General features: G+C 36.1%; 12 protein-coding genes and 1 pseudogene. 5 read left to right on the top strand and 8 right to left on the bottom strand.

Going from position 1 to position 11,368, the window contains the following annotated elements; all coding sequences use genetic code 11:
- Positions 1–218: 218 nt before the first annotated feature.
- Positions 219–1,889, bottom strand: coding sequence for a formate--tetrahydrofolate ligase (locus tag HT721_RS10515; RefSeq protein WP_173212550.1), 1,671 nt, complete (start codon positions 1,887–1,889; stop codon positions 219–221).
- A gap of 232 nt (positions 1,890–2,121) precedes the next feature.
- On the opposite strand from HT721_RS10515, the gene coaB reads away from it, so the two are divergent.
- From coaB to HT721_RS10490, 5 genes are all read left to right on the top strand, one after another.
- On the top strand, positions 2,122–2,811 hold the full coding sequence (coaB, locus tag HT721_RS10510; protein WP_173212548.1) for a phosphopantothenate--cysteine ligase: 690 nt from the start codon (positions 2,122–2,124) through the stop codon (positions 2,809–2,811).
- A gap of 11 nt (positions 2,812–2,822) precedes the next feature.
- Positions 2,823–3,374: a phosphopantothenoylcysteine decarboxylase gene (gene coaC, locus HT721_RS10505; protein WP_173212546.1), complete on the top strand. Its 552-nt coding sequence runs from the start codon at positions 2,823–2,825 to the stop codon at positions 3,372–3,374.
- Positions 3,358–3,921, top strand: a complete 564-nt coding sequence (locus tag HT721_RS10500) for an ECF transporter S component (protein ID WP_173212544.1) — start codon at positions 3,358–3,360, stop codon at positions 3,919–3,921. The genes coaC and HT721_RS10500 overlap by 17 nt, the downstream gene beginning before the upstream one ends.
- A gap of 290 nt (positions 3,922–4,211) precedes the next feature.
- On the top strand, positions 4,212–4,739 hold the full coding sequence (locus tag HT721_RS10495; RefSeq protein ID WP_001863569.1) for an ECF transporter S component: 528 nt from the start codon (positions 4,212–4,214) through the stop codon (positions 4,737–4,739).
- 11 nt (positions 4,740–4,750) lie between these two features.
- The gene (locus HT721_RS10490; protein WP_173212542.1) at positions 4,751–5,266 is read left to right on the top strand and encodes a transcription repressor NadR; all 516 of its coding nucleotides are present in this window, start codon (positions 4,751–4,753) and stop codon (positions 5,264–5,266) included.
- Here HT721_RS10490 and HT721_RS10485 read toward each other — a convergent pair.
- The 7 genes and pseudogenes from HT721_RS10485 to HT721_RS10455 all read right to left on the bottom strand — a co-directional run.
- Positions 5,263–5,403: pseudogene (locus tag HT721_RS10485) on the bottom strand (NUDIX hydrolase); the annotation flags it as partial. The gene HT721_RS10490 and the pseudogene HT721_RS10485 overlap by 4 nt on opposite strands.
- 77 nt (positions 5,404–5,480) lie before the next feature.
- Positions 5,481–6,446 carry a substrate-binding domain-containing protein gene (locus tag HT721_RS10480; RefSeq protein ID WP_054392844.1) on the bottom strand — a complete coding sequence of 322 codons (966 nt, stop codon included), beginning with the start codon at positions 6,444–6,446 and terminating at the stop codon, positions 5,481–5,483.
- A 103-nt stretch (positions 6,447–6,549) separates the two neighbouring features.
- The gene (gene rbsC, locus HT721_RS10475) at positions 6,550–7,494 is read right to left on the bottom strand and encodes a ribose ABC transporter permease (RefSeq protein WP_119943467.1); all 945 of its coding nucleotides are present in this window, start codon (positions 7,492–7,494) and stop codon (positions 6,550–6,552) included.
- 1 nt (position 7,495) lies between these two features.
- Positions 7,496–8,974 carry a sugar ABC transporter ATP-binding protein gene (locus tag HT721_RS10470; RefSeq protein WP_119943465.1) on the bottom strand — a complete coding sequence of 493 codons (1,479 nt, stop codon included), beginning with the start codon at positions 8,972–8,974 and terminating at the stop codon, positions 7,496–7,498.
- Between the two features lie 13 nt (positions 8,975–8,987).
- Positions 8,988–9,386: a D-ribose pyranase gene (gene rbsD, locus HT721_RS10465; RefSeq protein ID WP_173212540.1), complete on the bottom strand. Its 399-nt coding sequence runs from the start codon at positions 9,384–9,386 to the stop codon at positions 8,988–8,990.
- Positions 9,361–10,272, bottom strand: a complete 912-nt coding sequence (gene rbsK, locus HT721_RS10460; protein ID WP_119943461.1) for a ribokinase — start codon at positions 10,270–10,272, stop codon at positions 9,361–9,363. Before rbsK ends, rbsD begins: the two co-directional genes overlap by 26 nt.
- Positions 10,272–11,246, bottom strand: a complete 975-nt coding sequence (locus tag HT721_RS10455; RefSeq protein WP_173229780.1) for a LacI family DNA-binding transcriptional regulator — start codon at positions 11,244–11,246, stop codon at positions 10,272–10,274. The genes rbsK and HT721_RS10455 overlap by 1 nt, the downstream gene beginning before the upstream one ends.
- Positions 11,247–11,368: the final 122 nt, after the last annotated feature.

The following is an 11,368-nucleotide window of genomic DNA, read 5'->3' as shown; positions in this document are numbered from 1 at the left end:
TGAGGTTGTGGATAGAACTGTCGAAGTCAGCTCAAAACACCGTTTTGAGGTTGCAGATAGAACTGACGAAGTCAGTAACATCTATACGGCAAGGAGACGCTGACGTAGGTTGAAGAGATTTTCGAAGAGTATAAATCTTATTGATGAACTGCTTGCAGTCTGAGAAAAAATGAGCTTAGATATTATTTCCAAACTCATTTAAAGTCAATTGCAATATACTAGAACAAGCCTAATACTGTTCCATCGCTTTCAACATCCATGTTGAGGGCTGCTGGTCGTTTTGGAAGTCCTGGCATGGTCATGACATCGCCAGTTAGAGCAACGATAAAGCCTGCACCTAATTTTGGTACCAACTCACGAATAGTAATTTCAAAGTTTTCAGGTGCTCCAAGTGCATTTGGATTGTCTGAGAAGCTATACTGGGTCTTAGCCATACAGATTGGCAATTTGTCCCAACCGTTTTGAACGATTTGAGCGATTTGTGTTTGAGCTTTCTTTTCAAAGTTTACTTTGCTACCACGGTAGATCTCAGTAACAATCTTTTCAATCTTTTCTTGGACAGAAAGGCCGTTGTCATACAAACGTTTATAGTTAGATGGATTTTCAGCGATAGTCTTGACAACCGTTTCGGCAAGCGCTACTCCACCTTCTGCACCATCAGCCCAGACACTTGCCAATTCAACTGGTACATCGATTGAGGCACAAAGTTCTTTCAAGGCTGCAATTTCAGCTTCTGTATCAGATACAAATTCGTTAATCGCAACAACTGCTGGAATACCGAACTTACGAATATTTTCTACATGGCGTTTCAAGTTAGCAAAACCTGCACGAACCGCCTCCACATTTTCCTCTGTCAGAGCACCTTTAGCCACACCACCATTCATCTTAAGAGCACGGAGGGTTGCGACGATAACTACTGCATCTGGAGAAGTTGGCAAGTTTGGTGTCTTGATATCAAGGAATTTCTCGGCACCAAGGTCTGCACCAAAACCAGCTTCAGTAACTGTGTAATCAGCCAAGTGAAGGGCTGTACTTGTTGCCAAGACTGAATTACATCCATGAGCGATATTGGCAAATGGACCACCATGTACAAAGGCAGGTGTTCCGTAAATTGTTTGAACCAGGTTCGGCTTAATCGCATCCTTCAAAATCAAAGCCAAGGCACCTTCAACCTGCAAATCACCTACAGAAACAGGCGTACGGTCATAGCGATAACCGATAACGATATTAGCCAAACGGCGTTTCAAATCTTCAATATCAGTCGCCAAGCAAAGAATAGCCATGATTTCAGAAGCAACTGTAATGTCAAATCCATCCTCACGAGGAATACCGTTTAGAGGACCACCAAGTCCAACCGTCACGTGACGAAGAGCGCGATCATTCAAGTCCACTACACGTTTCCAGAGGATACGACGTTGGTCAATTCCCAACTCATTGCCTTGGTGCAAGTGGTTGTCAATCAAGGCAGAAAGGGCGTTGTTGGCAGTTGTAATGGCATGCATATCCCCAGTAAAGTGGAGATTGATGTCCTCCATTGGTAAAACTTGAGCGTAACCACCTCCTGCAGCACCACCCTTAATCCCCATTACTGGACCAAGAGATGGTTCGCGGATAGCAATCATCGTTTTCTTGCCAATCTTATTCAAGGCATCCGCAAGACCAATGGTAATAGTTGATTTTCCTTCACCTGCAGGTGTTGGGTTGATGGCAGTAACCAAAATCAATTTCCCAACTGGATTGCTCTCAACTGCACGAATTTTATCAAAGCTGAGCTTAGCCTTGTACTTTCCATACAACTCCAAATCGTCGTAAGAAATTCCAAGCTTCTCTACAACATCAACAATAGGTTTCAACTCAATACTCTGTGCGATTTCAATATCTGTTTTCATTCAAAACTCCTCTAACCTCTTATATGATAATTCATTATAACACAAAACAAGATTTTTAACATCCCAAAACTCTCTAAACGTTCGTAAATATCCCTGTTTTTAAGGTTTTTAAAGTCCTTTCTTAAATTTTATATGGCTTTATAGTTTGAAACTATAGTAGATTCTTTTTATTTTCTATATATATTCAAGCGCTTTCTTTTGCTTATTATTTTTTTTTTGGTACAATAGTGCTATGAAAATTTTAGTTACATCAGGCGGTACCAGTGAAGCTATTGATAGCGTCCGCTCTATCACTAACCATTCTACAGGTCGCTTGGGGAAAATCATCACAGAAACCTTGCTTGCTGCAGGGCATGAAGTTTGTTTAATTACGACAAAACGAGCTCTGAAGCCAGAAGCTCACCCTAATCTAAGCATTCTAGAAATTAACAATACCAAGGACCTTCTACTGGAGATGCAAGAACGGGTTGCAGATTATCAGGTTTTGATTCACTCAATGGCGGTGTCCGACTACACTCCTGTTTATATGACAGGGCTTGAGGAAGTTCAGGCTAGCTCCAATCTAGAAGAATTTTTAAGCAAGCAGAATCATCAGGCCAAGATTTCTTCAACTGATGAGGTTCAGGTTTTGTTCCTTAAAAAAACACCCAAAATCATCTCTCTAGTCAAGGAATGGAATCCTGCTATTCATCTGATTGGTTTTAAACTACTAGTTGATGTATCTGAAAATCATCTAATTGACACTGCTAGAAACAGTCTTATCAATAATCAAGCAGACCTAATCATTGCAAATGACCAGACTCAAATTTCAACAGACAAGCATCGAGCAATCTTTGTTGAGAAAAATCAGCTTCAAGTAGTCCAGAGTAAAGAAGAAATTGCAAAACTCCTCCTTGAAAAAATTCAAGCCTACCATTCTTAGAAAGGAAAGCTATGGCAAACATTCTCTTGGCTGTAACGGGGTCTATCGCCTCTTACAAGTCGGCAGATTTAGTCAGTTCTCTAAAAAAACAAGGTCATCAAGTCACGGTTTTAATGACTCAGGCCGCTACAGAGTTTATCCAACCTTTGACACTACAGGTCTTATCACAGAATCCTGTCCACCTTGATGTCATGAAGGAACCCTATCCTAATCAGATTAATCATATCGAACTTGGAAAAAAGGCAGATTTATTTATCGTAGTCCCTGCAACAGCTAACACAATTGCAAAGCTAGCCCACGGCTATGCTGACAACATGGTAACCAGCATAGCTCTAGCCTTGCCCAAAAATATTCCTAAACTCATCGCACCAGCTATGAATACAAAGATGTATGACCATCCAGCAACTCAGGCTAATCTGAAAACATTAGAAACCTACGGCTATCAGCTGATCGCTCCTAAGGAATCCCTCCTAGCTTGTGGAGACCACGGACGAGGAGCTTTAGCTGACCTCACAATTATTTTAGAAAGAATAAAGGAAACTCTCGATGAAAAAACGCTCTAATATTGCACCTATTGCTATCTTTTTTGCAACCATGCTCGTGATACACTTTCTGAGCTCACTTATCTTTAACCTTTTTCCATTTCCAATCAAACCGACCATCGTTCATATTCCTGTCATTATTGCCAGCATTATCTACGGACCACGCGTTGGGGTTACACTTGGATTTTTGATGGGGCTACTTAGTTTGACGGTTAATACAATTACGATTCTGCCGACAAGCTACCTCTTCTCACCATTTGTACCAAACGGAAACATCTACTCAGCTATCATTGCCATCATCCCACGTATTTTGATTGGTTTGACTCCTTATCTAGTCTATAAACTGATGAAAAATAAAACTGGTCTGATTCTAGCTGGTGCCCTTGGTTCACTTACTAATACAGTCTTTGTACTTGGTGGAATTTTCTACCTTTTTGGAAATGTTTTTGATGGTAATATCCAAAAACTCCTAGCAACTGTTATCTCAACAAATTCGATTGCCGAATTAGTTATTTCCGCAGTTCTAACCTTAGCCATTGTTCCAAGATTACAAACTTTGAAGAAATAAAAACAATCTCCGCTTTCATGCTTGAAGGTGGAGATTTTGTTTGAAGTAGTTTCTTTTTAGTGAACTCTTTACCAATATTTATACTCAATAAAAATCAAAAAGCAAACTAGGAAGCTGGTCGCAGGTTGCTCAAAACACGGTTTTGAGGTTGTAGATGGAAACTGACGTGGTTTGAAGAGGTTTTCGAAGAGTATTAATTTAAAAATGACCTATAAACCTGAGTAAATCCTTGCTTTATTGTCTATTTTATTGTACTATACTAGTGTATATACAATAAAAAGGAGATTCTTATGAATACACGGAAAAAGACACAATTTATGACAATGACTGCCCTTTTAACGGCTATTGCGATTTTGATTCCAATTGTTATGCCTTTTAAGATTGTCATTCCACCTGCTTCTTACACTCTAGGGAGCCATATCGCTATTTTTATTGCCATGTTCTTGTCGCCCTTGATGGCAGTTTTTGTCATCCTAGCCTCTAGTTTTGGATTTTTGATGGCTGGCTATCCCATGGTTATCGTTTTTCGAGCTTTTTCCCATATCTTTTTTGGGACTTTGGGAGCTCTTTACCTACAAAAATTCCCCGAAACCCTTGATAAACCAAAATCTTCCTGGATTTTCAACTTTGTGTTAGCACTTGTCCATGCCCTTGCTGAAGTATTGGCCTGTGTCGTTTTTTATGCAACTTCTGGTACCAATGTAGAAAATATGTTTTATGTTCTATTTGTGCTAGTTGGATTTGGCACAATTATCCATAGTATGGTAGACTATACATTAGCACTAGCTGTCTATAAAGTGCTTCGAAAACGCCGTTAAAAGGAAAAGCTATGACAAAAGATCGTAAACAAGCCCTGCTCCAACTCTTGAAAGAAACTCCTAAAGCCCTCAATGGCCAAAGTTTGGCGGAACATTTTCATGTCACACGTCAGGTCATTGTGCAGGACATTGCAATTTTGAGAGCCGATGGCGCTCCTATCCTATCCACCAATCGTGGCTACATCTATAAGCAAATTGAAACCAATCCTTATGTTCACAAACTTTTCAAAGTGAAACATGAAGTTGAAGAAATCGGTCAAGAACTCCTTGCTATCGTTGATAATGGTGGGCGTGTTCAAAATACCTTGATTGACCATCCCGTTTATGGAGAAATTGAAACCTTGCTGAAACTGTCTTGTCGTAGAGATGTGCAACATTTTCTAGAACAAGTTGAGCATTCAGATTTTAGACCTCTGTCTGAATTAACAGATGGTATCCATTACCACCTAGTTGAAGCCGAAACACAACAAGACCTCCACTATATTGAGGAGGCCTTGGATCAGCTAGGTTATTTAGTAAAAGACTAGAAGATTTTCTTCTCCCAATCATCTTCTGTACGGCGAGGGTAGAAAAATTCAGATTTGTCCGGAGCTTCCATCATCTCCATCAAAGGTAGCATATCATAGGCCAGATCCAAGTTTGGAATCTGGTCTTTTTGCACCCAATAACTCAATTAGTAACAATGATATTTAAAAACTACATTGAATGAAAATTAACAACCACCTACTTACTAAAAATATATCACCAGTTATGTTGATCAACATTATCCTTAGTCACAAGATAAATTGGAGAAACTGTTTCTTTTTCCAGTTTTTTCCCTTGATAATGATCGATTGCTGATTGAATAGCAATTTCACCCATCTTAGCTGGTTGCTGAGCAATAGTGGCAGTAATATCACCTTTTGAAATAGCGTCATGTGCATCTGGTTGACCATCAATACCAACAATTAATACATTGCTAAGGCCAGCTGCTTTTACTGCTTGTGCAGCTCCTAACGCCATCTCATCATTCTGTGCAAAGATTGCTTGTACTTCTTTGTTTCCTTGAATCATATTTTGCGCTGTATTCAAAGCTTTTGCGCGATCAAAATTAGCGGATTGACTAGAAAGAACATCTAAATTTGTCTTTGAAATTTGTTCAAATCCTTTACCTCTATCTACAGTTGCAGAAGCGCCAGGGACTCCTGATAATTCAAAAGTTTTTGCTTTTTCTCCCAATTGCTTGGTAATAAATTCTGCAGCCATTTTACCTGCTTCTACGTTATCAGAAGCAACAGTTGTCAAGACTTCACCGCCATTACTACCGCGGTCAATTAAGATTACTGGAATATTTGCATTATTAGCAGCTTTAATAGATGTTACAATTGCATCAGAATCAACTGGATTAATTAGTAAAGCATCTACATTTTGACTAATAAAATTTTGAATATCATCTGCTTGTCTAGCAGCATCATCTTGTGCATCTGCTATCTTCAAAGTTACTTCTTTTTCTCTTGCGGCTTTTTCAAGACCATCTTTCATAGCTACAAAATAGGGATTGTTAGTAGTCGAAATAGAAACTCCTAATTTTAATTCTTTTGCCGACTTTTGAATCGTAGATTTATTATCATTTGATGAATTTCCTAAACCAGTTTTTCCACAAGCTACTAAAGCAAAAATAAATGTTACAAACAAAGCAAAAATGCTAATTTTTTTAATAATTTTCATGTTATTACTCCTCGTAATATATATCTATAGGGATAGTTTCCATCCCGACTATTGTTCGTCATCTAATAAATTGTTACTATTTCCAAAAAAATTGAAAATGATTCTACTGTTTTACAACTTTAAAACGATCAATCAGAACAGCAATTAAAATTACAACTCCTTTTACTACTTGCTGCCAAAATGCTGAAACACCAATAATATTAAGTCCATTATTCAAAACTCCAATAATTAAAGCACCTATTAGAGTCCCCAGTATACGACCTTTACCTCCTGATAATGAGGTTCCCCCAAGAACAACAGCTGCAATAGCATCCATTTCATAACTAGCACCTGCTGTTGGTTGAGCAGAACTTAAGCGTGATGTTATAATTAATCCAGAAATTGAAGCCATCATACCTGATATTGAATAAATGATAATTTTCACTTTATTTAATTTCACACCTGATATATATGCTGCTTTTTCATTCCCCCCTATAGCATATACAGATTTACCAAATGCTGTTTTATGAAGTAAAACATATAAAACAATAAATACAATAAACATAATAATTACAGGAAATGGAATTCCGACTATGTAACCTTGCCCCAAAAATTGAAATAAGAATGTATCACTTAATCCTTTTGTAATAGGATTCCCATTTGTATAAACAAGTGTTGCGCCTCTAAAAATAGTCATAGTTGCTAAAGTAACGATAAATGGAGCTAATTTCCCGTAGGAAATCAATAAACCATTCATCATCCCCAGAATGCAACCCAAAATTAAAGAGATGAGAATTGCTAACGCAACAGGCATTCCAGATCCTAATAAACCAGCTGTTAGCGCACTGGATAAGGCTAAAATTGATCCTACTGATAAATCAATTCCACCTGTTAGAATAACAAAAGTCATTCCAAAAGCAATCAGTGCATTTGATGTTACTTGCAATAGTAAATTTAACAAATTATTTGCTGTTAAAAAATTTGAATTGATAATAGTGATAACAGCCATTAAAATTATCAATGCTATTACTGTCGTCAATTCTGACATGTACTTCATAGTATTTTTCACACTATTGTCCTCCTGTAGCTAGTTGCATAACTTTTTCTTGTGTAGCTTCTCGACGTGTTAATTCCCCACTAATTCTACCTTCATGCATGACCATAATGCGATCACTGACTCCAATCACTTCTGGTAAATCTGAAGAGACCATAATAATCGGTACACCTCGTTCAGCCAATTCATTCATTAATTGGTAAATTTCACGTTTAGCTCCAACATCTACCCCACGAGTTGGCTCATCTAAAATCAGTACTTTTGGTGCAATACCTATCCATTTTGCTAAAACTACTTTCTGTTGATTACCACCAGAAAGTGTTCCAACTTCCTTATCTGGATAACCTGATTTAATTCGTAGCCTATCAATTAAACGTTGTACAAATATATCACTTGTTTTATTATCAAAAATACCATTTTTAACAAAATCTCGAGTACTAGGTAAAGTCATATTATCTTTAATAGAAAAATCTAAAATCAATCCCTCATCTTTACGATCTTCTGTTAAGAAACCAATTCCATGCTTAATTGCTTCAAAAGGATTTTTAATTATCAATTGTTCTTCGTTTATTATAATTTGACCAGATTTTAAAGAATCAATTCCAAAAATTGCTCGCATTATTTCAGTACGACCAGCACCCATCAAACCAGAAAAACCAAGAATTTCCCCTTGACGTACATAGAAAGAAATATCCGTAAAAGCATCACCAGAAAGATTCTTAGCTTGAAAAATAATATTCCCAATCTCAGCCTTTTTTTCTGGATAATAATCTTCTAATTCACGCCCCACCATCTTTTGAACTAATTCATCCGCATTAGTTAACTTCGTTTTCTTAGTATCAATTACAAACCCATCCCTCATAACAGTTATAAGATCTGTAATCTTAAAGATTTCTTCCATCCGATGTGAAATATACACAATACCTACACCGTCAGATTTTAATCCTTCTATCACTTTAAAAAGTGTTTCAGTTTCACGATCAGTTAAAGCTGCTGTGGGTTCATCCATAATCAACAAGGAAACTTCTGATAATAAACATTTTGCTATTTCTATCATTTGTTGTTGTCCTACTGATAATTGACCAATGATTGCATCGAGAGGAATAGAGATATTAAGACGTTTAAATGCTTCTTTAGCTTTCCTTTCCATACTAGCTTTATCTAAAAAACCAATCGAATTTTTTATTTCTCTTCCTAAAAAAAGATTATCAAGTACAGTCATATCAGGCCAAGTATTCATTTCTTGATGAATAAAACTCAGTCCAAACCGTTCTGCCTCTTGAGGATTAGAAAATATTTTTTCTTTTCCATCAATAAAAATAGTTCCTGAAGTAGCTGGAAAAAGTCCAGTTAAAATATTCATTAAAGTTGATTTGCCTGCACCATTCTCTCCCATTAAAGCATGAACTTCTCCTGAATTAAGAACCAAATCAATACTTTCTAAAACACGATTATTCCCAAAAGATTTTGAAATGTTCTTCATTTCAATTTTCATAGGCAACCCCCTTCTAAATAATAACTCCTGATTGCAAGATTATATTCGAATATGGTGTATCTTCCCCAGTGCGAATAACTGCCTTAACTTTAGTATTCATAGCTTTCAATTCTTCATGACTAATATATTCAATAATTATATTCGATCCTAAAAAATCTAGAACTGCTTGCCACTGTTCTTTGTTTTTTTCCTTAATTTCTTCTGCTAAGAAAATTTTTTCAATAAGTACATGATCTGAATATTCTTTTAAAACTTCTAAAAAATTTGGACTACCTTTTCTTAATGCTAAATCAATTTTATCAACACCTTTTGGAACTGGCAATCCTAAATCTCCGATACAAACCAAATCCATATGACCTAAATCATCAGCTAGTTTCGCTATATTACTATTTAAAATCCCATATTTCTTCATATCCTGGATGCTCCTTTATTTCTTTCAAACTCGGCATGCCACCTTGCGCTCCAAATCTTTGAACAGAAAGATGTGAAGCAATCGTTGCAAAGGACAATGCAACATTCATCTCTTTTCCTTTTGAGACAGCATAAGCAAAAGCACCATTAAACGTATCTCCTGCTCCTGTAGTATCAACTACTTCTGCTTTTATAGCAGGAATCTTCTGAACTGCTGTCCCATCATAATAAATAGAACCTTCAACTCCTAATGTCACAATCATTTTATTAGGATAAATTTTAATAATTTCTTCTAATTTCTTATCTGGAAAAAGCTCTGAACATTCATGCTCATTAGGAGTAATAAAATCACAAAAAGGAATCATCTCTATATCTGTTTCTCTAGCTGGTGCAGGATTGTAAAGCACCTTAACTTTATTTTCTTGGCAAAATTTAGCTATAGATAGATTGGCTTCATGTGGTATTTCATTCTGTAATACAACAATACTTGCATCACTAATCAATTCCCACTCATTTTTCCAATCATTTGTTTTAACTAAATTATTCGCTCCGGGATAATAAATAATCCTATTATCACCTCCATATAAAGTAATTTGTGCAACTCCTGTAGATTGTGGTACCGTTCCCACATGTTCTGTAGAAATATTATTATTTTGCAAATTACTTAGTAAATCTTCTGAAAAAATATCTTCTCCGACGTTTCCAAATATGTAAATATTATCTTCTACACTGGATAATCTACCAATAGCTACAGCTTGATTTGCACCTTTTCCACCTGGAACTATATTAAACGAATCCCCAAAAATCGTTTCACCTCCTTCTGGAATCCTTTTTGTTCTCATAACTAAGTCCATTGAAATACTTCCAACAACAACAATTTTACTCATTACTTTCTCCTTAATGTATTTCTTTCTACGTATCTAACAGGTAGTTTAATTTTAGCTTCATCTATAGAGAACTTATTTGCCATATTATAGATTAGCTTTGCAGCCTGTTCTCCCATTTTATATGATGATTGGTGAATAGTTGATAAAGAAGGGTAAATAAATTGACTAAGTACAATATCATCATAACCAATGATTTGAATATCATCTGGAATTTTTTTACCAATTGCTAAAATTTCATGAATATAAGCTATCGCATGAATATCAGAAGGTGCTATAATACTATCGATATTTGGATTTCTTTTTAGATTCTCTTTAGCTTCTTTTTGAATTTTTTCAAAGTCAAACGTTTCACTTTCTTCAATACAAATTTCTAAAGATTTATTCCTCAAATAGTTTAAACTTGCTTCAAACCGTTCCGCGATATTCTCGGCTTTATCATCTAAAACTTTAATAATCAGAACTTGTTTAGCACCTGCATTACAGATTGCTTCAGCAGCCAAACGACCACCTGACTGATTATCAGAAAAAACACCGTAACCTGTATCTTTACTAATTCGGTCAACTACAACAACAGGTAATGATAAATCTGGATATTCTTTTGTGAAGTCATGTGTAGTAATAATGCCAGCAGCATTTGTTTTCAACAGTAAGTTAACATATTCACTCAAAGATTCTTGGTCTGAAATCGTACCAACCATAATTCTATAACCTTTATCTTTCAAATATGATTCAGTGCCTCGAACCAATCTTGGGAAGAAGGGATTTGAAATATCTGGCAATAAAAGTCCTACCATTTGGTTTTTTTTGGTTTTCAAAGATTGTGCTAATACATTTGGTGTGTAATTTAATTTTTTAATCGCATTTTTTATTTTCTCTCTCGCATCATCTCCAACATAACCTTTTTTTGATATATATCTTGAAACCGTTGATTTTGATACTCCAGCTTCTTCAGCAACCTGTTTTATTGTAGTCATCACTCCTCCTTCTTACGTTGTGGAACCGTTCCCTTATTCTATAGTAAACGTTTTCTTTTTATTTGTCAATACTTTTCTAAAAATATTTTAAATTTATTTCATAGGCTAACTTCTCAAAGTAA

Origin of the sequence: Streptococcus sp. 4094, from assembly GCF_013277125.1 — a bacterium.
Classification (GTDB): Bacteria; Bacillota; Bacilli; order Lactobacillales; family Streptococcaceae; genus Streptococcus.
Note: the sequence above shows the minus strand (reverse complement) of the source record. Positions and strands in the feature narration are given on the sequence as shown.